Here is a 23,796-nt window from a genome sequence, read left to right as displayed (position 1 = left end):
AACATTCGACAATAGAGGTGGTCAACATGAGCAACCCATCTACTGGAACTGGGATGCGAACTTTTACCGTCGTTGTGATGGCAGTTTTCGCCTTAGTTCTATTGATTGGTGGTATCTGGCTGGCAGTCCTTGGCGGTTCTTGGTACTACATAATCGCCGGCCTGTTAATGCTGGCTTCAGCAATATACTTAAGAAAAATTCAAAACAGTTCTTTATACATTTATGCAGCGTTGATGCTGGGTACAGTGATTTGGGGACTTTGGGAGGCAGGTTCTGACTTTTGGGCACTTGCACCGCGTTTTGATATTTTAGGCTTATTGGGCCTTTGGTTACTGATTCCTGCCGTGACACGCGGTATGGAAAATGGCAAAACTGCGAAAATTGCATTATCAGGCACATTGGTGATTGCGATTATCGTGATGATCTATTCAATTTTTAATGATCCACAAGAAATTCACGGTGAAATTAAAAATGCACAACCTCAAACAGCCAAAGCGATTGAGGGTATTGCTCCTGAAGATTGGCCTGCCTATGGTCGTACACAAGGTGGTGTACGTTATTCTCCACTTACCCAAATCAATAGCGACAACGTTAAAGATTTAGAAGTAGCATGGACTTTCCGTACAGGTGAGTTACCAACAGAAAATGACTCAGGTGAAACCACAAACCAAGTCACTCCGATTAAAGTCGGCAATGACATGTTTATGTGTACAACTCACCAACGTTTAATTGCACTTGATCCTGCTACAGGTAAACAAAAATGGGCATTCGATCCTAAACTTAAAGCGGACAATACCTATCAACATTTAACATGTCGTGGTGTGTCTTATTTTGACGCTGCAAATACCACTCAGTTTGCAAAAAGCTTAGAGAACAAACGCTCGACTTCAACTGAATGTCCGCGCAAAGTGATCTTGCCTGTAAATGATGGTCGTTTGGTTGCAGTCAATGCTGACACAGGTAAGGCATGTAGTGATTTTGGTCATAACGGCGAAGTCGATCTACAAAAAGATATGCCTTATCCGTATCCGGGCGGTTATATCCCAACTTCACCTCCAGTGGTTACTGGCACAACCATTGTGATTGGCGGTTCAACAACTGATAACTTCTCGACTAAAGAGCCATCTGGTGTCATCCGTGGTTATGATGTTAATACTGGTGAATTATTATGGATCTTTGATACGGGTGCACAAGACCCGAATGCTATGCCTGGCGAAGGAAAAACCTTCTCTGTTGCTTCTCCAAACGCATGGGCACCTTTAGCATATGATGAAAAATTAGATATCGTCTATGTTCCAACAGGTGTGGGTACTCCGGATATCTTCGGTGGTCACCGTACGCCATTAGATGAACGCTATGCAAACTCAATGCTTGCGATCAATGCATCGACTGGTAAATTGATTTGGAATTTCCAAACCACACATCATGATTTGTGGGATATGGATGTACCATCACAACCTTCATTGGCAGATATCAAAGATAAATCAGGTAATATTGTTCCTGCGATCTATGTCTTAACCAAAACAGGTAATGCATTCGTCCTTGACCGTCGTACCGGTAAAGCGATTGTGCCAATCACCGAAAAAGCAGTTCCACAAACTGTAAAACGTGGTCCACAAACTAAAGGTGAGCATTATTCTGCAACTCAACCGTTCTCTGATTTTGATTTAGCACCAAAAGATAAATTGACTGATAAACAAATGTGGGGTGCCACTATGTTTGACCAGTTGATGTGTCGTGTGTATTTCAAATCATTAAACTACGACGGTATTTATACACCACCATCTGAAAATGGCACATTGGTATTCCCTGGTAACCTTGGGGTATTCGAATGGGGTGGTATGTCGGTGAACCAAGACCGTCAAGTTGCTGTGATGAACCCAATTGGCTTGCCATTTGTGACTAAGTTGATTCCTACAGATCCAAACCGTGAGCAAACTGCGAAAGGTGCGGGTACTGAACAAGGCGTGCAACCGATGTATGGCGTACCTTATGGTGTGGAAATCAAAGCATTCTTGTCACCACTTGGCTTACCTTGTAAACAACCTTCATGGGGCTTTACTGCAGGTGTAGATTTAAATACACATGAAGTAGTCTGGAAAAAACGTATAGGTACAATTCGTGACAGTTTACCGAAATTGTTCCAATTACCTGCTGTGAAAATTGGTGTACCGGGTCTTGGTGGATCAATCTCGACTGCTGGTAATGTCATGTTTGTAGGCGCAACACAAGATAACTATATCCGTGCAATCAATGTAACGAATGGTGATACTTTGTGGGAAGGTCGTCTACCAGCAGGTGGTCAAGCGACTCCAATGACTTATGAAGCAAATGGTAAACAATATGTTGTGATCATGGCTGGTGGTCATGGTTCATTTGGTACAAAACTTGGTGATTACCTTGTTGCGTATGCTTTACCAGATAAAAAATAAGTGATTTTACATCGCTAAATAAAAAGCCCGATTTATCGGGCTTTTTATTGGCTTAAATTCTTTATGTAAATTTATGCTAAGTAATGGAGAAATAATTCAATATATTAATAAATAAAAAGTAAATGACCGGAATCCGCTATATCAGTGAAATTGCGACAGTCTTATCAATAAAATCGCTATTAAATATGTAAAAAACGCATTTTCTTGATAGATAAAATCTCGTTATGCTGTGCATTGTTATAATAGAAATTACTAGCTGTACGCCATGTATTTATATACTGATTTTGACCAGCAACTGGTTAATGAACGTGTTGCACAGTTCCGTGATCAAACGGAACGTTATTTAGCAGGTAAATTGACGGAAGATGAATACCGTCCACTGCGTCTTCAAAACGGCCTTTATGTACAGCGTTATGCACCGATGCTACGTATTGCAGTACCTTATGGCCTGATGAATTCTAAACAATTACGTAAAATTGCGTCATTGGCTCAGGACTATGACCGTGGTTATGCGCACGTATCTACTCGTCAAAACATTCAGTTTAACTGGCCTGCACTAGAAAATGTGCCTGATATGTTACAAGAGCTCGCATCTGTTCAAATGCATGCGATTCAAACTTCGGGTAACTGTATTCGTAACACAACCACTGACCAATATGCAGGTGTGGTTGCGGGTGAAATTGCTGACCCACGCCCAACGTGTGAATTGATTCGTCAATGGTCAACTTTCCACCCAGAATTCGCTTTCTTGCCACGTAAGTTCAAGATTGCAGTTTCAGCACTGGAAGAAACTGATCGTGCGGCAACGTCTTTCCATGATATCGGTGTGTATATCGTGAAAAATGAAGCAGGCGAGATTGGCTATAAAATCAAAGTTGGTGGTGGTTTAGGCCGTACCCCAGTGATTGGTAGCTTTATTCGTGACTTCTTGCCACGTGAAGATTTGATTGCTTATTTAGAAGCGGTACTTCGTGTATACAACTTACACGGTCGTCGTGATAACAAATATAAAGCACGTATCAAAATTTTGGTGAAAGCATTAACACCAGAAGTATTTGCAGAGAAAGTGGAAGCTGAATTTGCACATACCATCAAAACTTTAAAAATTGATGCTGATACCTTGGCGAAAATGGATGAGAACTTCACACCATTTGATTACCAAGATTATGCAGATGAAGATTTCGCAGAGCAATTTGCCGCAGAGCCGAAATTTAAACAATGGTTCAACATCAACACCAATGCACATAAAGTCAAAGGTTACCGCATCGTTACGATTTCTTTGAAACGTGCGGGTATTGCACCGGGCGATATGACCGTTGAAGAAATGAACCTGATTGCTGACTTGGCTGACAAATATACCTTTGGTGAGTTCCGTACCACACATGAGCAAAACATTGCGCTTGTTGATGTACCGCAAAAAGATTTGTTTGATCTATGGAAAATCCTTGATCAACATAATCTTGCACGTGCGCATATTGGGTTCTTAACCGACATCATTTGCTGCCCAGGTGGTGATTTCTGTTCATTGGCAAATGCGAAATCGATTCCAATTTCTGAAGCGATCTCTCGTCGTTTTGATGACTTAGATACCATTTACAATTTAGGTAAATTGGATCTGAACATCTCTGGTTGTATGAATGCATGTGGTCACCACCATGTCGGTAATATCGGTATTTTAGGTGTAGATAAAAAGGGTGCTGAGTTCTATCAAATCACTTTGGGTGGTAATGCCGACCATGATGCATCAATTGGTGACATCTTAGGCCCATCATTTGCAGCCGAAGTTGTACCAGACATCATTGAAGAAATCTTAAATACTTATCTAGACCTTCGTGCTGAAGGCGAAGAGTTTATTGATACTTACCGCCGTGTTGGCATCCAACCATTTAAGGAGCGTGCATATGCTTAATACAGCACTACAAGTCCTCTCTAAAGATGGCTCGATTGCAGACAATACTTACCAAGTCATTGGTGAAGATGGTGTGTTGCCACAAGGTGACGTGGTTTTAACAGTTGAGCAGTTAGATCAACTTGCGAATGTGTCTGGTAAAAAAGCACTTTTCGTAACGGTGGATGCTTCACCTGAAACCAATGAATTCCCGCTTGACCAGTTAGATGCTATTTTCATCGAATTTGCCGGTTTTAATGATGGTCGTGGCTATTCATTTGCTGCATTGTTACGTCGCCAAGGTTTCCAAGGCGAACTACGTGCGACAGGTGATGTATTCAAAGATGTGTTGAACTACATGAAGCGTTCAGGTTTTGATACATTTGTGGTGAAAGAAGGTAAAGATATTGCTGAAGCTGCTGCTGGCTTAGGTGATTTTACCAATCCATACCAAGCTTCAACTGCTGTGCCGCAAGCGCATTATCAAACAGGTGCTTAAGTGCCTTGATCAATAAAAAAGCCTCCATTCGGAGGCTTTTTTATTGATCGAAATACTTTTAATGAGTGATTATTCATTTTTAAGCTGGCAATTGACCATCCATTTAATACCGAACTGATCGGTAAATGCGCCATAGAGTGCACCCCAAAAGGTCTTTTCGAGAGGCATTTCTATAGAGCCACCTTTGGACAATGCATCAAACAATCGTTTGGCTTCAGCTTGTTCACTGCTTTCTAAATTAATCGAAATATAGTGATTGCTGCCTAAGGTAAAGGGTTGATTGGTTTGTGCACAAAATTGTTCGTTGACATCTGAGGCCATCAGCACGGTAAATTCATTGATTGGCAGGGAAATATGCATAATCTTTTGCCGATCTGCATCGGATAGTGAAATGCCTTCCTCGGCAGGCATATCGCCATAACGCATCACATTGAGGAATTCTCCACCAAGTACAGAGCGATAAAAATTAAAGGCTGCTTCGGTATTGCCTTGAAAATTCAAGTAGTGATTGAGCTGCATAATGGTCATCCATTTTTTATTATGTTGACATTTATTTTAAGAGCCTTTGCTGACCTGTATGTGAACAATTTATGTCTAAAATGTAAGCATAAAAAATCCCTCTTACAGAGGGATTTTCAGTCTCCCTCCTTTATTAAAGGAGGGGTTAGGGGAGGATTAAAGAATATTCCCTCTAAATCGCCCTTTGCGAAGGGAGTCTACAGAGCATTAAAGCAATTCAATCGCCACAGCAGTCGCTTCACCACCACCGATACATAGTGCTGCAATACCACGCTTACCACCTGTACGTTTTAATGCATGGATCAACGTTAAAATAATGCGTGAACCTGTAGAACCAACTGGATGTCCAAGCGCACAAGCACCACCATTGATATTTACTTTTTCAGCATCTAATTTAAATTCATCAATAGGGCACATCGTGACCATGGCAAAAGCTTCATTAATTTCCCATAAATCGACATCAGCAACATTCCAACCCGATTTATCTAGAACTTTTTGAATTGCGCCTACAGGTGCAATAGTAAATTCTGAAGGATGCTGTGAATTTGATGCATAAGCCACAATTTTTGCGAGCGGATTTAAACCTTTTGCTGAAGCTTGATCTGCTGATGTTAAAACTAAAGCAGATGCGCCATCAGAAATAGAACTGGCATTGGCAGCGGTAATCGTTCCATCTTTAGCAAAAGCAGGGCGCAGCGTTGGAATTTTTTCGATATTAGCGTTAAAAGGCTGTTCGTCTTTATCGATAATCACATCGCCTTTACGACTCGAAACAGTGACAGGCACGATTTCGTCAGCAAAATATCCCTCAGTAATTGCAGTTTGCGCACGTTTAAGCGAGCGAATGGCGAAGTCATCCATTTGTTCACGTGTATAGCCTTTTGTGTTTGCCATATCCTGCGCAAAAGACCCCATGAGTCGGCCCGTTTCTGCATCTTCTAGGCCATCTAAGAACATATGATCTTTAACGTCACCGTGGCCCATACGGTAGCCAGCTCGTGCTTTGGTCAAAACATAAGGGGCATTGGTCATTGACTCCATACCACCTGCAACCACGACTTGAGCCGAACCTGCCTTAATCATATCTGCCGCTTGCATCACGGCCTTCATACCTGAACCACACAGCTTGTTGATGGTTACGGCACCAGTTGAATCTGGAAGACCAGCTTTACGCATCGCTTGACGGGCAGGACCTTGTTTCAGACCAGCCGGAAGCACACAGCCCATAATGACTTCTTCAACATCTGTCGGTTGTAAACCCGCGCGTTCGATGGCTGCTTTAATCGTAACTGCGCCTAATTCAGGTGCAGTGACAGCGGCTAAACTCCCTTGAAAACCACCCATTGCTGTACGGGCACCATTCACGATGACGATATCAGTCATTACATGTCTCCATTTTCTTATACATTAATTTTTGAATACGTCAGCAGTATAAGTAAAATTGAACAGGAATAAAGCAAATTTAAAAGGCTGCTTTGGACTCACCGGTTCTCAAATTAGCAACTGGTTGGGTTTTCAAATCGGATATGTCCCATTCGACTTAAGACTGCTCGGATCGGTTGAAGCGTTGATTTCGAACAGTAGTAGAAACTACCATTTGAACCATTGGGTAAACCGGAGCTAGCCTGAAAGGTGAGACTTGGAATGTGTAGAGTCCCACGCCAAGATAGATCGCCATATTTTAAATTGAGTTTATCTTGCAGCAATATTTTTTCATTTGCGTCGACTTGACGGTTTTTATTACTGTCAATAAATATGATCAGACCACTGTTCCAGTTGTTAGGTTGGCAAAGTTTAAAGTTAAGACTAGGACAAATCACAATATTGGAATGATAAATAGTGGCCTGAGCCCGTGCGAATGCATTGTGATTCTGAATAGTCAATTTGATGTTATTCGCTTCTCGCTGCGCCATTAAATTGTTGAAATGTGGTAAAGCTATCGTCACGATAATGACCATAATCGCAATTGAGACCAAAAGTTCAAATAACGTAAAGCCGGTTTCTTTATTGTAAGGCATTGATTTAATCCAAAATTTAATATTATTTTTATATGTCTAATGTTATATGTGTTTTTAATGGCGATATTAATTTTGAGTATAGAATTTTATTACTCAATTTTAGATAAAGCTGTTAAAATGAAAATAGCAAGTGACAATAGGCGATTCACTGCTCAAAATTGAGTAAAAATTTACCGAATTACAACGGAAATTGTAAGTAATTTTGTCAATAATTTACTTGATTAGATTAATCAAGCACTTGGAAAAAGAATAAAGTGTTTGTATGATTCAGCGTGAATAGCTTAAAAAAAAAACTGGGGTATTAAGAAAGCCTATCTCAGGATAGCCAATTTTTCGGCTTGAGCTTGAACAACAATTGTTATCTCTGGAGGATAAATCCATGAAAATGAGTCGTATTGCATTAGCAATGTTCGTAGCTGCTCCTTTAGCAGCTGCAAACGCAGGCGTAACTGTTACTCCATTAATGCTTGGTTACACTTTCCAAGATTCTCAACACAACAACGGCCGCGACAACTTAACTGAAAGTCCTGAGCTACAAGACGACTTGTTTGTTGGTGCAGCACTAGGTGTTGAATTAACTCCATGGTTAGGTTTCGAAGCTGAATACAACCAAGTTAAAGGTGATGTTGATCCTCAGGAAGGTGAATACAAACAAACTCAAATCAACGGTAACTTCTATGCTACTTCTGATTTGATCACTAAAAACTATGACAGCAAAGTTAAGCCATATGTATTGTTAGGTGCTGGTCACTACAAATACAAATTTGACAATGCTACAGCTCGTGGTTTAAATGGCACTGACCGTGGTACTACTGAAGAAGGTACTTTGGGTAATGCTGGTCTAGGTGCTTTCTGGCGCTTAAACGATGCTTTATCTCTACGTACTGAAGCTCGTGCTACTTACAACATTGATGAAGATTTCTGGAACTACACAGCTTTAGCTGGTCTTAACGTAGTTCTTGGTGGTCACTTGAAACCTGCTGCTCCTGTAGTTGAAGTTGCTCCTGTAACTCCAGTTGCTCCAGTTGCTCCAGCTCCTCAAGAGTTGACTGAAGATCTTAACATGGAACTTCGTGTGTTCTTTGATACAAACAAATCAAACATCAAAGATCAATACAAACCTGAAATCGCTAAAGTAGCTGAAAAATTAGGCGAATACCCTAATGCTACAGCTAACATCGAAGGTCACACAGATAACACTGGTCCACGTGCTCTAAACGAACGTTTATCACTAGCTCGTGCTAACTCTGTTAAATCTTCACTTGTTAACGAATACAACGTTGACCCAGCTCGTTTATCTACTCAAGGTTTCGCGTGGGATCAACCGATCGCTGACAACAACACTAAAGAAGGCCGTGCTATGAACCGTCGCGTATTCGCTACGATTTCTGGTAGCCGTACTGTAGTGGCTCAACCTGGTCAAGCTCAATAATTTGAGTTTAACTTCGGTTAGAAAAAAGCGGCTCTTTTGAGTCGCTTTTTTTTATGTCAAAAAATTAAAAAAAGCAGTCTTAAATAGGGAAAAAGCTCTAACACAATTAAGGTGTTAACTTTTTGAATAATCGTTGGATGTAAATGGATATATCTATTCAAGGGACAATAAAGCATGTAAAAATTCAAACTATTTGTATATTAATTAATCATTTGTTTACCTTAGAGCTTAAATTGAACATACACAGGCTATATTTTTATTTTTTACAAAAGTAATTAAAAACAATTATTTACATTTGTTTAATCTACAATTTATAAAAAAATTAATATTTATATTTCTCATTAAAAAAGTATAATCATCGGGATTCATAATACAGTTGAGAATTATTCTAAATATAATAATGATTCTTATTAAAATAAATTAAGCGTTCAACAATGATCAATTTTCCAAAAACTCATTTAGTCCGTGCGATTTCAATCGCGATCTTAGGGGTGGGCACATCTGCAGTAGTAAATGCAGCAGAGCGAACCGTGCTTGAAACAATTGAAGTTGAGGTACCTGCAGAAAAGCAACTTGCAAATGGTAAGTTGAAAGCGCAGACAGACCTTGGTGCTTTGGGAAATAAAAAAATTGTTGATACGCCATTTAGCGTTGCTGCATATAGTGAAAAATTAATTGAAGAACAGCAAGCGACCACCGTGGGTGAAGTGCTGAGAAATGATGCGAGTGTTCGTATCACAACAAACCAAGGTCATTTAAACGAAAACTTTAATATTCGTGGCTTTGACATCAATCACGATGACATTGCACTCAATGGTATGTACGGTATGGCGCCTTATGGACGCGTACCGACTGAATTTCTAGATTCGGTAACGGTTTTAAAAGGCTCGAATGCCTTGGTTGCAGGTATGTCGCCTGCTGGCGGGGTCGGTGGTGTGGTCATCGCTAAAACTAAGCGTGCAGATAAAGAAAAAACTCAAGTTTCAGCTTCAATGGAAGAAGGTGGTTTTTACCAATCAGGTTTTGACGTTTCGCGACGTTTTGGTGCTGAAAAAGAATTTGGTCTACGTGTGAATGGTGCTTATGGTCAAGGTGAGCACATTATTGAAGGCATGGAAGATAAACATGCATCAGGTGCAATTGCTGCAGACTATACAACGGATAAGTTAAAATTTAATTTTGATGCCTATGCGGTACGTGATGATCGTAATGGTGGTTCACCTGCGATGGTGGCATTTGGTGTCAAAGATGCTCATGGCCATACCTATAATGGCGTGCTTGCTGCACCTAAAGGCGATACCAATTATTTTAAAAATTTGGAAGGCCATACTGATAGTGAGTTTGTAGGCTTAAGTGGTGAATATGCATTTACACCTGACTTAAATGTTTATGCAGGTGTAGGACATATTGAAAAGGCCTATAGTGGCCATATTTTTGGTACGCGTCTTGTCGTTGGCCAAGCAGATGGTCATGCCACATCTCAGTACTATCGTACGGGGTCATCAGAGTCGATTACATCAGCAAATACAGGTGTTCAATATAAGTTTAATACGGGTGCTGTAAAACATGCTGTAAATGTTCGAGCTGATTATTTGACCAAAGAAACAGATCAGCATGTTGCGGCAACACAAGAGAAAATTAATTCAACTAATTTGTATGATCCTGATACGACTGTAGGGATGCCTTCTGCGTACCCAGTGGTTAAACCGAATTTAGATAATAAATATACCAGCTATACGGTATCTGATCAGATTTCAATGTTAGATGATAAGTTGCAATTTATTGTTGGTGCACGTTATCAAGATATCGACACAAAGAATTTACAGAAAAATACAGGCTATCAAGACGATAAAATATCCCCAAGCTTAGGTGTTGTGGTTAAACCATTTGGTGAGAATCTTTCTATTTATGCAAACTATGTTGAAGGTCTTTCTGAAGGTGTAACGGTGAATAATGTTGCAGATGCCAACAATAATGTCACCTTTGCGCCATTCCAAACCAAACAATATGAATTGGGTACTAAATATCAAACAGGTAGTTGGTTAAATACATTTGCACTTTATCAAATTGAAAAACCATCGACGATGGTATCTTCATATTCTGATGGTCAACCCAATAGTACAATCAATCAAATTACCACAGATGATGCAGAAACACGTTCACGTGGCGTGGAATGGGCATTTTCAGGAGAGATTTATACAGGTCTAAATCTGATGGGTAGTTTGGCTTATATCGATGCTGAATATACCAAAGCAGCGGTGAAAAATGGTGTAACTAATCAAGGCAATACGGTGTATGGTATTCCTGACTTTACCGCAACGCTTGGTTTAGATTATGCAGTACCGTATGTGGATGGTTTGAATGTCAATGCGCGTGCAAACTACGTGAGTGAACAGTACTTAAATGAAACCAATGCACTTAAACTCCCAGACTACACAATTTTAGATCTTGGTGCGCACTATAAAACTCAATTAGGTGGTGTGAACACAACGTTCTTAGCTAATATTGATAACGTGACTGATGAAAAATATTGGGAAGGTACATTTAACTCAGGTTATGCCTTAGTGGGTGGCCCACGTACCTATAAAGTAGGTGTGACTTTTGATTTCTAAGTTAGATTAGTTTTTTTAATATAAACAGCCACCTATTCAAGGTGGCTTTTTTGCTGATGAATTATTTACGGAATATATTGCTTAACCACACCGTCATCGAGTAATTGTTGGAAATGTTCAACCACACTTTGTTGAATATCTCGGTACTCAATGCCTAATTCTGTTTTACTTTTTTCAGCATTAAAGTAAATTGGGTAACCCATATTCAGTTCAACAAACTTACGTGGGAAACCTGCAAGAGGGCCAAATGCTTTAAAGGCAAACTTCGGTAAGGTATTGCGTGGAAAAGGAAATTTATTACCAAAATGCGAGCGTAATATTTTCCCCATTTCTAATAAACTTAAAGTACCACCGCTAATGATATAACGACCTGATGCTTTAGGGTTTAATGCTGCTTGTACGTGCGCATCGGCGACATCACGGACATCGACAATTCCATTCCACATTGGTGGAACACCCGCCAAAGTCATACCGTTGGCAAACTGCTGTAAAACCTCAACACTGCCAGACTGAGTCGATGCTGTTAATGAAGGGCCCATCACTAAGGCTGGATTTACACAAACCAAATCCCAGCGTTGTTGTGCTTTTTGCATATCCCATGCTTTGCGCTCAGCCATCACTTTTGAATATGGATAAGGCTGATGAGTTTCTGAACTGGAGGTATTCCAATGCGATTCATCAAATTCATTATGCTCGGTCTGTAGAATATCAATGGCATCACCATAGGTTGATGCGATGCTTGAAGTCACGACAACACGTTGTACAGATTCTGTTTTATTGACACTGTTGAGTACATTTTCAGTGCCTAAAATAGCCGGCTCAATAATGTCTTTTATTGCGTCTTTATAGTTGGTCACTACAAAAGGGGATGCCATGTGGATCACAATGTCACAACCTTGCATGGCTGAATCAAATGCACCCTCATCTAATAAATTGGCTTGGAACAGTTTTAAAGTGCCAGTTGTATCAGCTGCAATTTTTTCGAGATGTGCAAATCCTGATGTTTTATTCAGATCACGAACTGTGGCATGTACCGTGTGCCCTAATTCAAGTAAGTTTTTAATGACCCAACTGGCAATATAGCCTGTCGCGCCTGTGACGAGTATCTGTTTTGTTGTCTTGCTATTCATATTCTTCAACTTTAATTGACGCATTTTTTTATCATATTGAGAATATTTAGTTTTGTCTTTGATTGATTTGAAAAAATATATGTTGATGATTGGGTTTAATGCGCACTAAATTCAGCAGAGAATGCATGTGAATGCTGTAAAAGTACTTTTTTATGATCTTAAAAAGTGTGAATATGGGATGAATGTTGGATAGATGTATATTCTTATGAGTATGGATGCAAAATCTCACAGAAAAATGGACAAAGAGTCATATCTAACTTGTGCGCTTTAATTTAAAGCCTAGATCTTAGGTCTTGGTTTTTTATTTCGTATAACCTCTATGATGTTAAATAGGCTTCAAAAGCCACCCATGAATGACATTAATCTGATGCTGTATAGCATCTATTAAATGAGGTGAATTTTCGATTGTCCATGTTTCATCGCACCAGTCACAAGCGTCATAGAGGTCACCTATCCATTCGGGATAGTAAGCTATGTTATTTTCAAGTCCTCTTGGTGCATCAAGGAACCCTTTTTCTAAATTACTAAAAATTTTACATAGCTTAAGAGGGCTTAAATTACATTTTTATAGTCAGCTAAAACACCTAAAAAGAATTTAGCTGCCAATATTTCGGCTTCTAAACAATTGGATGAAAATTCAGAATCTTTTATCTGTATTACACTGAGTAATAGTGGTTCATAATTAGGATATAGTTCAAGTAATTCAGCAGGAATATTTTCATTGTTATCAATATATTCAATTAATTTTTTTCTCCTTTCTGAGTAAGAATATTCTCCATAACAAAGTTCTATATATAACGCTTTTAATGTCATTGATTATTCCAACTGATTCTTGATTTTCTCTAAAATTAGCATAATACACGTGATGCGAAGTTGAAAAAATTGATACTATAGACTTAATTTTTATATATTTTTTAAATTTAAAGCCTAGATCTTCGGTCTAGGCTTCTTCATTTTCTATAACAGCCATCATTTTAAATAAAAAATAGTCTTTTGAAACCTTTTAATATTCAATATATTCATGTAATGAATTTATAAAATATTCAAATCTATCAGCTAAATAAAGAACTTTTCTCTTATCCTCATTTACACCATAATCATAGAAATCATCATGTAGGACTAAGACAATTTTAGGTTGATCTTTTATCCATGGAAATCTGTAATCAAAGCAAATAAAGTCGCCTCCAGGCGTCATACCAAATCCAATTAACTTGCCACTATAGTCATCGTCACCTTCAGGGAACTGCATACCTTCTATTCGAGGCGTATGTATATATCCACCAAATTCAGCAATACAAGAAATATTTAGCTCTCCATTAGTATCAACAAAATCAAAGCTACTAATTTGGGGATAAAATCCATCATGTTGTGAAATAAGTTTAATATATTCAGGTGGGAATTCTACACCTAGAGTATTAGCAAAGTTTTGAATTACTTTCTTTTCAACTTCACCATTTGGATATAGATCGCCAATATCTTGCATTACTCAATACCTTCAATTATTTTCATTCATATTTCCCACATTGTTAATATTATCTAAAATTAACATAATACACGTTATACGAAATTCTTTTGTTAGAACCCATTTAAAGTGTCTATATTCTCACCAATAAAAATGTCTAGTTTATGATGGTTTTTATCACCATGGACTGGATATAAATATAGATGCTGATCACTATGTCTGACAAAGAAATTCAACGGCTTGCAGTTCTGCAAGACGTTCGAGATCATCGTATTACCCAGGTCCGTGCTGCTGAAATCCTAAATCTTTCCACCCGTCAAATTACCCGGTTATTGCAGAAGCTCAATCAAGATGGTGTCTCAGGTATGGCACATGCCAGTCGTGGTCAACCTGGCCATCGTCGCCATGATGACTTGTTAAAATCAAAGTGCCTTTCCATTATTGCTGAACATTTGCTGGGCTTTGGACCCACCTTGGCGCATGAGAAGCTCAGCAGCATGTTTGACCTGAATATCCCGGTAGAAACGCTTCGGCGCTGGATGACGGCCAATGACCTGTGGATTCCGCGATCCAAGCGCCTGAAGCGTCCATATCAGCCACGTTATAACCGGGATTGCTTCGGTGAACTGATCCAAATTGATGGCTCATATCATGACTGGTTTGAAGGTCGAGCTGCAAAATGCTGCTTGTTGGTTTATATCGATGATGCTACTGGAAAGCTGTTGCATCTGCGCTTTTGTGAGGCTGAAACGACCTTTGACTACATGCTTTCAACCCGAGCCTACATTGAACAATACGGCAAACCTCTAGCCTTTTATAGCGACAAGCATTCGGTATTCAGAGTTAATCAGAAATCCAGGCAAGACAGCCAGATTACGCAATTTGGGCGGATTCTGAATAATTTGAACATCGATATTATCTTTGCCAACTCACCCCAAGCCAAAGGTCGTGTGGAACGTGCCAACAGAACCCTTCAGGACCGTCTGATCAAGGAGATGCGCCTGGAAGGCATCGGTTCGATTGCAGAGGCCAATATATGGTTACCCTGCTTTATTGAGCAGTTCAATCAGAAGTTCGCCAAATGTGCGCGAAACTCAAAGAACCTGCATCGGCCATTAAGCGAATCTGATCTTGAACTGGATGATATTTTTACCTGGCAGGAACCGCGTAAGGTCACCAAGAATCTGACCCTGACCTATGACAAGTGTATTTATATGCTTGAACCGACAGAGCTGAATCATAAGCTTGTTGGGCAATACATTTCATTTCTGGAGTACCCGGATGGTACTGTGGCAATCATGCATGAAGGACGGAAGATCAACTATAGCGTCTTCAATAAACTGGCTGGACTACAGCAGAATGATGTGGTTGAGAATAAAAGATTAGGTTCGGTCCTGGCCCATATCCAGCAGCAACATGAGGAATTGGAGAAACAGAATAAACGTTCCCGTCTCAAGAAAAGTATGCCGAGTCGTAAAGCTCAGAAAGTTGTTATTGAACAAAGAAATTTAAATCCTGTGCTTGACTCTTGTAGTTAAAAACAGGACATTTCTATTTGGTTATTAGGTAGGACATTTCTACTTGGGAATAACATCTTTTTATTTATCTTTAAATTACAAGATTTTATCTTGATGTAAAAAGCCCAATCATGTGTGATTGGGCTTTTTACGAGATTCTTTCCGTTCCATGCTTAAATTTTGAGCAATGTTTCACGGTTTTGTTTAATGAAATTTAATGCTATAGCAAACAAAAATGTCCAGATTAAATATGAATAGTTATCCAAGTCGTTATTCATTCTGAAGATAGACAAATAAGAGGTTTAGGGCGTCATTGAGCATTAAATTCACGTACAATATCGATTCATTTGCAGGTATAGACCCTGCCTTATCAGATAATTCTGTTCTCCCGTTGATTATTGGCATACACATGGCGCAAGTAAAGAAATCTTTTCCGCAGCAAAAATCGGAATTACATGCAAGAAATCTGCATCGCAGTCGTTACGATTTTCCTCAGTTGATACAGAGCTGTCCGGAACTTACGCCTTTTGTCAGCCCAAATAAATATAATGATTTATCGGTAGATTTTTCTGATCCACAGGCTGTGAAAATGCTCAATAAAGCATTGCTCAAGCATTTTTATGGCATTCAATATTGGGATATTCCCAAAGATTTTCTTTGCCCGCCTATTCCAGGCAGAGCTGACTATATTCACTATTTGGCTGACTTGTTGAGTGCCAACAACGAAGGGCAGATTCCAACAGGACACAACGTTCAAGTCTTAGATATTGGGGTGGGCGCGAACTGTATTTATCCGATCATTGGTCATCGCAGCTATGGCTGGAAATTTGTAGGCTCAGACATATATGCTGCATCGGTTAAAAGTGCTCTATTTATTGTGGAGGCCAATCCGAATCTGCGTAAAGGCATTCAGATTCGATTGCAGAAAAAAGCGAGCAATATTTTCAATGGTGTGATTAAACCTTCAGATCGTTTTGATTTGACCATGTGTAATCCACCATTTCATGCCTCGCAAGATGAAGCCAACGCGACAGCAACGCAAAAATTAAGAAAACTGGGCAAGCCAGTTGATCGGAGCAAGGTGGTATTAAACTTTGGCGGTCAAAAGAACGAACTCTGGTGTGATGGCGGCGAAGAGCGATTTGTCTGCCAAATGGTACAAGAGAGCATCCAGTTTGCTGAACAATGTCTTTGGTTTAGTACGCTGGTTTCCAAGAAAACAACATTGCCAGTGCTTTTAAAGGCCTTAGCGAAGAGCGGTGCAGTGGATGTGAAAACTATTAAAATGGCGCAGGGACAAAAAGAAAGCCGTTTTATCGCTTGGACTTTTCTAGATTTAAGGCAACAGCAAGCGTGGAAGAATGCACGTTGGACTTCAGCTTAAGTCTGTCTTCTTTAGAGATTTTCGCCTTGTCTTTGACAGCAATGCATGGGTCATCAGTGCACAATTCCATGAATAGAGGCGAGGCAGTGCAAGTATGGAGTCTTGAATCAATTTGGGGATATTTTTGCTAAACAAGACGCATTGTTAATTGTTACAAAAAACAGCATCTAGCGATTTTTAATTATTTCGTGTTCTAAATGCCTTAAATTTTCTGCAAGGGCTTCTTTTATATGTGAAAAATGCGCGGAATTGAACTGCAAATGCGTATGTTTATCATTTAAATTTTATATAAATCATAAACTTACAAAAATTATATTTTGCATTCATTTTGAAACTTGTCCATAATATTTGAAAAGGGTATGGAGTGAAGAAAATGCGTGGCAATCCAGAAGTCGTAGACTACTTAAATATGCTGATCGGTGGCGAACTGGCTGCTCGTGATCAATACTTAATTCATTCCCGTATGTATGAAGATTGGGGCTTAAGTAAAATCTTTGAACGTATCGATCATGAAAGCCAAGAAGAAGGCTCACATGCAGATGCATTGATTCGGCGCGTATTGTTCCTTGAAGGAACGCCGAATATGAATCGTGATGATATTGAAGTCGGTACAGACGTTGTGACTTGTTTAAAAGCGGATTTGGCGCTTGAATATCATGTTCGTGAGAAACTTGCACAAGGCGTAAAATTGTGTGAAGAAAAGGGTGACTATGTGACCCGTGATATGCTCCGTCAGCAAATGTCAGATACTGAAGAAGATCATACTTACTGGCTTGAAAAGCAAATGCGTTTGATCGAACTTATTGGTCTACCAAACTATATTCAGTCTCAAATGTAATTTAAAAAATATCCAAAAAACCCAGCTTCTGCTGGGTTTTTTATTGGGCCATGAAAACTATTGTTGTAGTTTTTTAATATCTGCCAAGACTTGCGCCGCATGTGTCTGTGTATTCACACTGGTGTAGTGATAAACAATAATGCCTTTCGGATCAATCAGAAAGGTTTCACGTTTGGCAACTTTCAAAATCCCTAAGTTTCGTACAATACCTAACTGTGTCGCCAGCTTATGTTGGAGGTCGGCAAGAATTGGAAAGGGAAGTCCGAGTGCTTTAGAGAACTTTTGATGTGATGCAACATCATCTAAGCTTGCACCCAAAACAACCGCATTACTTTTTAAAAATTGTGGATATAGGGTTTTAAATTGATTGGCTTCTTCTGTACAACCGGGTGAGTTGTCTTTGGGATAAAAGTACAGAACGAGCCATTTCCCTTGATATTGCTTCAGTTCGTGCCATTTTTCATTTTGATCTTGCAATTTAAAGTTGGGTGCGGGTGTGCCTACCCATTGTTTTTGTTTGTTTTGACTGGTGCTGAGTATTGATGTTTCAGCAACTGTGATTTGGGTAGTTGCTATTAAAGCACATGTCATGAAACAGATTTTTAGCAATGAAGAAACTTTCATAGAGCATCAGTTTATATTGTTCTTTATCTGATCTTAGCAAATTTTAAAGCGCTGTAGGCTGGCTGATTTTATATTTATTGAAGTCGATTGCGAATGTCTTTTGGCAAACCGGTTGATGTGCTGAAATGCCACTATCAAACTTGCTCTGAACTTTTATACTATTTGGAATCGTTTAATTTTAGAGTTTGCATTGAAACAACAGATTTTACTTATTACTGGTTGGGGCGGCGGTTGTAAATTACTTGCTCCTTTACAGAAGGCATTGATCGCTCAAGGTTATCAGGTCGAATTATGGAATATTTTTGATGCCTTAAATCTAGAAGTGCTGGAACAGAAAGTTAAATTGGCGAAGCAATTTGATGTGATTATTGGCTGGTCTCTTGGCGGTCAATTGGCGACGATTTTGGTAGATGAAATTCAAAAAAAATATCAACAACAAAAAGTGCTGATCACACTTGGCTCAAATCCAAGTTTTGTGGCTGATGAACAGTGGCCTGCTGCGATGGATCAAACCAGTTTTCAAAGCTTTAAACAATCTTTCGAGCAAGATGCAATTTCGACCCTAAAAAAGTTTGGTTATATGGTTTGTCAGGGCACTGATAGCAGCAAGCAAGATTTCATCACCTTGCAAAGTTTGATTCAAGCGCAAAATTTAGATGTGCTTCGAGCAGGATTGAACTGTTTGGAGAAGCTTAATAATGTCAGTATCTTGAAAAATTACACTGGTCATCAATACCATTTGTTTGCTAAGCAAGATTTTTTAGTTAGTTACAAAGTTGAACGCTTACTGCGTAATTTAGCTGTAAAGTTTTTGGAGACAGAATTGGTTTCTGGCTCACATGGCTTTCCATTGTTTCAATCTGAAGTCATAAGTTGCAAAATATGCCAATATTTAAAGAAAATAGAACAAATCTCTGACTAGCTGGGCTTTATGGCAATTTATTTTTTATTGCCGTGGGTTTAACATCTTGCCACATTGATGTTTTAGCCTGATACATGGAGTGAGGGATGGCCAATTTAACCGATCTACAATTTGATCAGCAGCATATTTGGCATCCCTATACATCGATGACTCAGCCCCTTCCAACGTTTAAAGTGAAACGTGCGCAAGGGGTGATGATTGAGCTTGAAGATGGTCGTCAATTGATTGATGGTATGTCTTCATGGTGGTGTGCGATTCATGGTTATAACCATCCTGAGCTAAATCAAGCTGTGACCGATCAACTGCAACAGATGTCTCATATCATGTTTGGTGGATTGACACATGATCCCGCGATTCAACTGGCTAAATTACTGTTAAAAATCACACCGCCCAGTTTAGATAAAATCTTCTTTGCTGATTCAGGTTCGGTTGCTGTCGAAGTAGCCTTGAAAATGGCAGTGCAGTATTGGGCGTCTTTGCATCAACCGAATAAAACCAATTTTGTCACTCCACGTTCTGGCTATCATGGCGACACTTGGAATGCGATGTCTGTGTGTGATCCCGTGACAGGGATGCATCAAATTTTTGGTTCAAGTTTGCCCAATCGAATTTTTGTTCCTGCGCCGCAAATTGGCTTTGACCAAGCGTGGAATTCAGCGGATATTGCTGAACTAGAAAAGACTCTGATTGAACAGCATGAAAATATTGCGGGATTGATTCTTGAGCCGATTGTACAAGGCGCAGGAGGTATGCGTTTCTATCATCCTGAATATTTGCGTCAAGCTAAATTACTCTGCAAGCAATACAATATCTTGCTGATCTTTGATGAGATTGCGACTGGCTTTGGGCGAACAGGAAAACTCTTTGCTTGGGAATGGGCTGCAGTCGAGCCAGATATTATGTGTATTGGTAAAGGGCTGACAGGCGGTTATATGACCTTGTCTGCAACCCTGACTACGCAGAAAGTCGCAAATACGATTAGCCAAGGCGAAGCCGGCGTGTTTATGCATGGCCCAACCTTTATGGCAAATCCTTTGGCTTGCGCTGTGGCTGTAAAAAGTACCGAACTGCTGCTTTCTCAAGATTGGCAAGCCAATATTCGACGTATCGAAACTCAATTGAAGTTTCATTTACTAGCACTTTCATCGCTTGAACATGTCAAAGATGTGCGAATACTTGGTGCTATTGGTGTGGTGGAATTGACCTTCAATGTAGATATGAAAATGCTACAACAGGAGTTTGTCCGTCGTGGCATTTGGATTCGTCCATTCGGTAAGCTAGTTTATGTGATGCCGCCATATATTATTTCTGAGCATGAATTAAAAATTTTGCTAGAACAAATGGTTGAGGTGGTGAAAAACATGGAGCAGCCAGCATGAATCTGCTCAACCATTTTTCAGATCAACTTGATCAACTAAAACAGCAAGGCAACTTACGTCAGTTCACTTCAAATCATCAGCACGATCGTTACATTAGTATTCACGATCACAACATGTTGAATTTAGCGTCAAATGACTATTTAGGTTTGGCTTCAAACCAACATCTACGTGAACAATTTTTTGATGAAACCCCGAACGCACAGCGTTGGATGAGTTCATCCTCTTCGCGGTTGCTGACGGGGAATTTTCCAGAATATGAGCAACTTGAATCAACATTAAGTGATGCCTTTCATGGCCGATCAGCACTGTTATTTAACAGCGGCTATCACATGAATATCGGGATTTTACCTGCACTGGCAGACAGTAAAACCTTGATATTGGCGGATAAGCTGATTCATGCCAGTATGATTGATGGCATCCGATTATCGAGTGCGAAATATGTACGTTATCGCCATAATGATTTGGCGCATCTATTTCAGCTTTTATGTAAATACCATGAAGATGAGGCTTTTGAGCGGATCATTGTGGTGACTGAATCGATTTTCAGTATGGATGGTGATGAAACTGATTTGGCTGAATTGGTACGGATCAAAAAACAATTTCCTAAAGTGATGTTGTATGTCGATGAGGCACATGCAATCGGTGTGCGCGGTGAGCGTGGTTTAGGCTGTGCTGAACAATATCAAGTGATTGATGATATTGATCTTTTAGTCGGGACATTTGGTAAAGCACTGGCTTCAATAGGGGGGTATCTCATCTGTCATGCGATTATTCGTGACTATTTGATTAACTCGATGCGACCGTTGATTTTTAGTACCGCACAGCCCCCGATCTGTATGGCGTGGACAGATTTTATCTTCAAGAATGTTTTAAATTTAAAAGCAGAGCGTCAATATTTACAGCAAATCAGTCAAAGTTTGCAGCGAGCTGTGCAAGACAAAGGTTTTGATTGTCCATCTACATCACATATTGTGCCGGTCATTATTGGCGAGTCGAATAAAACTGTTGCCAAGGCTCAAGCTTTGCAAGCGGCAGGTTTTTATATCATGCCTGTACGTCCACCCACTGTGCCGCAGCATAGTTCGCGCTTACGCATCTCTTTGACTTCCAACATTGGTCAAGAAGAGCTGCATACATTAATCAAGCAACTAATGGCAGAGTAAGATGCTGGATAAATCTCAAATTAAGCAGCGCTTTTCTAAAGCTGTGTTGACCTATGATCAGCAGGCTGTGGTTCAAAAAAGAATCTGCACAGAGCTGGCAGGACTGATGGATCAGTATGTCGGGAAAAAACATTGGCATCAGGCTTTGGAAATTGGTTGCGGTACAGGAATGTTCACGCAGGAAGTGCTCAAGCATTGTGCAATTGATACTTTATATTTGAATGACTTGTCTGAAAATATCGTCACTTTGCAAGATGCTACCTTTTTGCAAAAGACCCATACCCATCTGCTGATGGGTGATATTGAAAAGCAGGCGCTTCCGCAAAACTTAGACTTGGTTATTTCAAGTTCTGCTTTGCAGTGGATGTCCGATTTACCGCAGTTGTTTAGCAAAATATATGAAGCTTTAAAGCCACAAGGATATTTTGTATTCAGCAGTTTTGGTAGGGAAAATTTGCGTGAAATGAAGCAACTGACGGGCTGCGGTTTGGATTATTTTGAAATTCATCTGCTGCAACGGTTTTTGATGGATTGTGGTTTTGAATTTGTCATGATGAAGCAAGAGGTACAGCAACTGTATTTTGAGCATCCGCGCGATGTGCTTCAGCATATTAAGGCAACGGGCGTGACTGCAACGGCGCAGCATCGCTGGACAAAAAGTACTTTGCAGCAGTTTTATCTAGATTATGCACAGTTTGTATCTACTCCTGATTCAGAGGTGCTTCAGTATCCGCTGACCTATCATCCCATCCAATGTATTGTAAGGAAAAAATAAGTGGCTCAAATTTACTTTATCAGTGGAATAGACACAGGCATTGGTAAAACTTATACAACAGGTTATTTAGCGAAATTGTGGAATGAGCAGGACCAAAAAACTATTACCCAAAAGTTGATCCAAACAGGCAATGTCGATATTTCTGAGGATATAGAACAACATCGTCAAATTATGGGCACGGGGTTGTTGGTCGAAGATGAAACCAAACTCACGATGCCTGAAATATTTAGTTATCCTGCGTCGCCACATCTCGCCACCAAAATCGATGGACGTGACATTGATTTTGCTAAAATTGAATATGCGACAAAACGTTTAACTGAAAAATATGACAATGTTTTACTCGAAGGTGCGGGAGGGTTGATGGTGCCATTGACTACGGACCTTTTAACCATCGACTATGTTGTAGAGAAGCAATATCCCGTTATTTTGGTGACATCAGGTCGTTTGGGCAGCATTAACCATACGATTTTAAGTTTGGAAGCACTAAAAAGTCGTGGCTTAGTGCTTTATGCACTGGCTTATAATTTAAATGATGAATCGCAAGATGCATTGATTTCTAAAGATACTGCTGAATATTTAAAAGCATATTTAGCGAAACACTTTCCAGAGGCGTTATGGATTGATGTTCCTGTATTGGCATAATGGGCTAACTCTTTATATTGACAATAATTGGGCGTATTTATGACGGATCATGCGTTTATAGAACTTGCGATTCAACTTGCGAAAGAAAATATTGAGCAAGGTGGGCGACCATTTGGTGCTGTGATCGTTAAGCATGGTGCTGTGGTGAGTACAGGGGTGAATGAAATATTAATCTCAGGCGATCCGACATCTCATGCCGAGTTAAATGCATTAAGACAAGCCGCACAAAATTTAAATACGACGTCTTTGAAGGACTGTGTCGTTTATGCGAGCGGACAACCGTGTCCAATGTGTTTGGCAGCTCTGCGAATGGTTGGAGTTGAAAAAATTGTGTATGCCTATTCAAATGCTGATGCAGAAGCCTATGGCTTATCTACAGCAGAGATTGCCGAAAAATTAAGACATGAACCTTATGAACAGCAAGGGTTGAGTTTTAGTCAGTTAAAGCCAAACTGTGATCATGAGCTATATGAGTTTTGGAAGCAGAAAAATACTTAATAAATACTAAGAGTTTCTTTCTGAGTCACTAACTGTATAGATTTCTGTGAAGAATTAAAAAA

Annotated in this window: 21 protein-coding genes; 14 read left to right on the top strand and 7 right to left on the bottom strand. The window is 39.7% G+C overall.

Going from position 1 to position 23,796, the window contains the following annotated elements; genetic code table 11:
• Window positions 1-26 precede the first annotated feature (26 nt).
• The 3 genes from FTV04_RS10015 (at window position 27) to FTV04_RS10005 (ending at window position 4,819) form a co-directional block, all read left to right on the top strand.
• Window positions 27-2,432, top strand: a complete 2,406-nt coding sequence (locus tag FTV04_RS10015; RefSeq protein ID WP_180089369.1) for a glucose/quinate/shikimate family membrane-bound PQQ-dependent dehydrogenase — start codon at window positions 27-29, stop codon at window positions 2,430-2,432.
• Window positions 2,433-2,697: 265 nt separating this feature from the next.
• On the top strand, window positions 2,698-4,341 hold the full coding sequence (locus FTV04_RS10010; protein ID WP_078190090.1) for a nitrite/sulfite reductase: 1,644 nt from the start codon (window positions 2,698-2,700) through the stop codon (window positions 4,339-4,341).
• Window positions 4,334-4,819 (top strand): DUF934 domain-containing protein, encoded by a 486-nt coding sequence (locus tag FTV04_RS10005; protein ID WP_168379542.1) that lies wholly within the window; start codon window positions 4,334-4,336, stop codon window positions 4,817-4,819. The genes FTV04_RS10010 and FTV04_RS10005 overlap by 8 nt, the downstream gene beginning before the upstream one ends.
• Window positions 4,820-4,888: 69 nt before the next feature.
• On the opposite strand, the gene FTV04_RS10000 is transcribed toward FTV04_RS10005, so the two are convergent.
• The 3 genes from FTV04_RS10000 to FTV04_RS09990 form a co-directional block, all read right to left on the bottom strand.
• Entirely contained in the window at window positions 4,889-5,338 is a 450-nt protein-coding gene (locus FTV04_RS10000; protein WP_180089368.1) for a VOC family protein, read from the bottom strand.
• 207 nt (window positions 5,339-5,545) lie between these two features.
• Entirely contained in the window at window positions 5,546-6,721 is a 1,176-nt protein-coding gene (locus FTV04_RS09995; RefSeq protein ID WP_180011606.1) for a thiolase family protein, read from the bottom strand.
• A gap of 113 nt (window positions 6,722-6,834) precedes the next feature.
• Window positions 6,835-7,356, bottom strand: coding sequence for a GspH/FimT family pseudopilin (locus FTV04_RS09990; RefSeq protein ID WP_180089367.1), 522 nt, complete (start codon window positions 7,354-7,356; stop codon window positions 6,835-6,837).
• A 379-nt stretch (window positions 7,357-7,735) separates the two neighbouring features.
• Here FTV04_RS09990 and omp38 point away from each other — a divergent pair, with 379 nt between their 5' ends.
• Window positions 7,736-8,788, top strand: coding sequence for an outer membrane protein Omp38 (gene omp38 / locus FTV04_RS09985; RefSeq protein WP_180089366.1), 1,053 nt, complete (start codon window positions 7,736-7,738; stop codon window positions 8,786-8,788).
• A 434-nt stretch (window positions 8,789-9,222) separates the two neighbouring features.
• Complete coding sequence (locus FTV04_RS09980; protein WP_180089365.1) at window positions 9,223-11,400, top strand: TonB-dependent siderophore receptor; 2,178 nt, start codon at window positions 9,223-9,225, stop codon at window positions 11,398-11,400.
• A 65-nt stretch (window positions 11,401-11,465) separates the two neighbouring features.
• On the opposite strand, the gene FTV04_RS09975 is transcribed toward FTV04_RS09980, so the two are convergent.
• From FTV04_RS09975 to FTV04_RS09965, 3 genes are all read right to left on the bottom strand, one after another.
• Entirely contained in the window at window positions 11,466-12,554 is a 1,089-nt protein-coding gene (locus FTV04_RS09975; protein ID WP_257221013.1) for an aldehyde reductase, read from the bottom strand.
• Window positions 12,555-13,082: 528 nt separating this feature from the next.
• Complete coding sequence (locus FTV04_RS16955; RefSeq protein ID WP_306669640.1) at window positions 13,083-13,343, bottom strand: hypothetical protein; 261 nt, start codon at window positions 13,341-13,343, stop codon at window positions 13,083-13,085.
• A gap of 190 nt (window positions 13,344-13,533) precedes the next feature.
• Entirely contained in the window at window positions 13,534-14,013 is a 480-nt protein-coding gene (locus FTV04_RS09965) for an SMI1/KNR4 family protein (protein ID WP_168379535.1), read from the bottom strand.
• Between the two features lie 182 nt (window positions 14,014-14,195).
• Between FTV04_RS09965 and FTV04_RS09960 the strand changes: the two genes are divergently transcribed.
• From FTV04_RS09960 to bfr, 3 genes are all read left to right on the top strand, one after another.
• Entirely contained in the window at window positions 14,196-15,530 is a 1,335-nt protein-coding gene (locus FTV04_RS09960; RefSeq protein ID WP_180089363.1) for an ISNCY family transposase, read from the top strand.
• Window positions 15,531-15,918: 388 nt separating this feature from the next.
• The gene (gene rlmF, locus FTV04_RS09955) at window positions 15,919-16,893 is read left to right on the top strand and encodes a 23S rRNA (adenine(1618)-N(6))-methyltransferase RlmF (protein WP_180089362.1); all 975 of its coding nucleotides are present in this window, start codon (window positions 15,919-15,921) and stop codon (window positions 16,891-16,893) included.
• A 373-nt stretch (window positions 16,894-17,266) separates the two neighbouring features.
• Window positions 17,267-17,731, top strand: coding sequence for a bacterioferritin (bfr, locus tag FTV04_RS09950; protein WP_067762676.1), 465 nt, complete (start codon window positions 17,267-17,269; stop codon window positions 17,729-17,731).
• A gap of 57 nt (window positions 17,732-17,788) precedes the next feature.
• Here bfr and FTV04_RS09945 read toward each other — a convergent pair whose 3' ends face one another.
• Window positions 17,789-18,322 carry a peroxiredoxin gene (locus FTV04_RS09945; RefSeq protein ID WP_373684557.1) on the bottom strand — a complete coding sequence of 178 codons (534 nt, stop codon included), beginning with the start codon at window positions 18,320-18,322 and terminating at the stop codon, window positions 17,789-17,791.
• A gap of 223 nt (window positions 18,323-18,545) precedes the next feature.
• Between FTV04_RS09945 and FTV04_RS09940 the strand changes: the two genes are divergently transcribed.
• The 6 genes from FTV04_RS09940 (at window position 18,546) to FTV04_RS09915 (ending at window position 23,734) form a co-directional block, all read left to right on the top strand.
• Window positions 18,546-19,277 carry a YqiA/YcfP family alpha/beta fold hydrolase gene (locus FTV04_RS09940; RefSeq protein ID WP_180089360.1) on the top strand — a complete coding sequence of 244 codons (732 nt, stop codon included), beginning with the start codon at window positions 18,546-18,548 and terminating at the stop codon, window positions 19,275-19,277.
• A gap of 86 nt (window positions 19,278-19,363) precedes the next feature.
• Complete coding sequence (bioA, locus tag FTV04_RS09935) at window positions 19,364-20,656, top strand: adenosylmethionine--8-amino-7-oxononanoate transaminase (RefSeq protein WP_180089359.1); 1,293 nt, start codon at window positions 19,364-19,366, stop codon at window positions 20,654-20,656.
• Window positions 20,653-21,819, top strand: a complete 1,167-nt coding sequence (locus FTV04_RS09930) for an 8-amino-7-oxononanoate synthase (protein WP_180089358.1) — start codon at window positions 20,653-20,655, stop codon at window positions 21,817-21,819. The genes bioA and FTV04_RS09930 overlap by 4 nt, the downstream gene beginning before the upstream one ends.
• Window position 21,820: 1 nt before the next feature.
• Complete coding sequence (gene bioC / locus FTV04_RS09925; RefSeq protein WP_180073185.1) at window positions 21,821-22,594, top strand: malonyl-ACP O-methyltransferase BioC; 774 nt, start codon at window positions 21,821-21,823, stop codon at window positions 22,592-22,594.
• The gene (gene bioD / locus FTV04_RS09920; RefSeq protein WP_180089357.1) at window positions 22,595-23,236 is read left to right on the top strand and encodes a dethiobiotin synthase; all 642 of its coding nucleotides are present in this window, start codon (window positions 22,595-22,597) and stop codon (window positions 23,234-23,236) included.
• Window positions 23,237-23,275: 39 nt separating this feature from the next.
• Window positions 23,276-23,734 carry a nucleoside deaminase gene (locus FTV04_RS09915; protein WP_180063859.1) on the top strand — a complete coding sequence of 153 codons (459 nt, stop codon included), beginning with the start codon at window positions 23,276-23,278 and terminating at the stop codon, window positions 23,732-23,734.
• Window positions 23,735-23,796: the final 62 nt, after the last annotated feature.

This window comes from Acinetobacter sp. YH12219, assembly GCF_013417875.1.
GTDB lineage: Bacteria > Pseudomonadota > Gammaproteobacteria > Pseudomonadales > Moraxellaceae > Acinetobacter > Acinetobacter amyesii.
This window is presented reverse-complemented; position numbering and strand designations above follow the sequence as displayed.

Coding starts and splice junctions, on each gene's coding strand:
- FTV04_RS10015 (WP_180089369.1), top strand. CDS start 27: ATGAGCAACCCATCTACTGGAACTGGGATGCGAACTTTTACCGTCGTT.
- FTV04_RS10010 (WP_078190090.1), top strand. CDS start 2,698: ATGTATTTATATACTGATTTTGACCAGCAACTGGTTAATGAACGTGTT.
- FTV04_RS10005 (WP_168379542.1), top strand. CDS start 4,334: ATGCTTAATACAGCACTACAAGTCCTCTCTAAAGATGGCTCGATTGCA.
- FTV04_RS10000 (WP_180089368.1), bottom strand. CDS start 5,338: ATGCAGCTCAATCACTACTTGAATTTTCAAGGCAATACCGAAGCAGCC.
- FTV04_RS09995 (WP_180011606.1), bottom strand. CDS start 6,721: ATGACTGATATCGTCATCGTGAATGGTGCCCGTACAGCAATGGGTGGT.
- FTV04_RS09990 (WP_180089367.1), bottom strand. CDS start 7,356: ATGCCTTACAATAAAGAAACCGGCTTTACGTTATTTGAACTTTTGGTC.
- omp38 (WP_180089366.1), top strand. CDS start 7,736: ATGAAAATGAGTCGTATTGCATTAGCAATGTTCGTAGCTGCTCCTTTA.
- FTV04_RS09980 (WP_180089365.1), top strand. CDS start 9,223: ATGATCAATTTTCCAAAAACTCATTTAGTCCGTGCGATTTCAATCGCG.
- FTV04_RS09975 (WP_257221013.1), bottom strand. CDS start 12,554: ATGCGTCAATTAAAGTTGAAGAATATGAATAGCAAGACAACAAAACAG.
- FTV04_RS16955 (WP_306669640.1), bottom strand. CDS start 13,343: ATGACATTAAAAGCGTTATATATAGAACTTTGTTATGGAGAATATTCT.
- FTV04_RS09965 (WP_168379535.1), bottom strand. CDS start 14,013: ATGCAAGATATTGGCGATCTATATCCAAATGGTGAAGTTGAAAAGAAA.
- FTV04_RS09960 (WP_180089363.1), top strand. CDS start 14,196: ATGCTGATCACTATGTCTGACAAAGAAATTCAACGGCTTGCAGTTCTG.
- rlmF (WP_180089362.1), top strand. CDS start 15,919: ATGGCGCAAGTAAAGAAATCTTTTCCGCAGCAAAAATCGGAATTACAT.
- bfr (WP_067762676.1), top strand. CDS start 17,267: ATGCGTGGCAATCCAGAAGTCGTAGACTACTTAAATATGCTGATCGGT.
- FTV04_RS09945 (WP_373684557.1), bottom strand. CDS start 18,322: ATGACATGTGCTTTAATAGCAACTACCCAAATCACAGTTGCTGAAACA.
- bioA (WP_180089359.1), top strand. CDS start 19,364: ATGGCCAATTTAACCGATCTACAATTTGATCAGCAGCATATTTGGCAT.
- FTV04_RS09930 (WP_180089358.1), top strand. CDS start 20,653: ATGAATCTGCTCAACCATTTTTCAGATCAACTTGATCAACTAAAACAG.
- bioC (WP_180073185.1), top strand. CDS start 21,821: ATGCTGGATAAATCTCAAATTAAGCAGCGCTTTTCTAAAGCTGTGTTG.
- FTV04_RS09915 (WP_180063859.1), top strand. CDS start 23,276: ATGACGGATCATGCGTTTATAGAACTTGCGATTCAACTTGCGAAAGAA.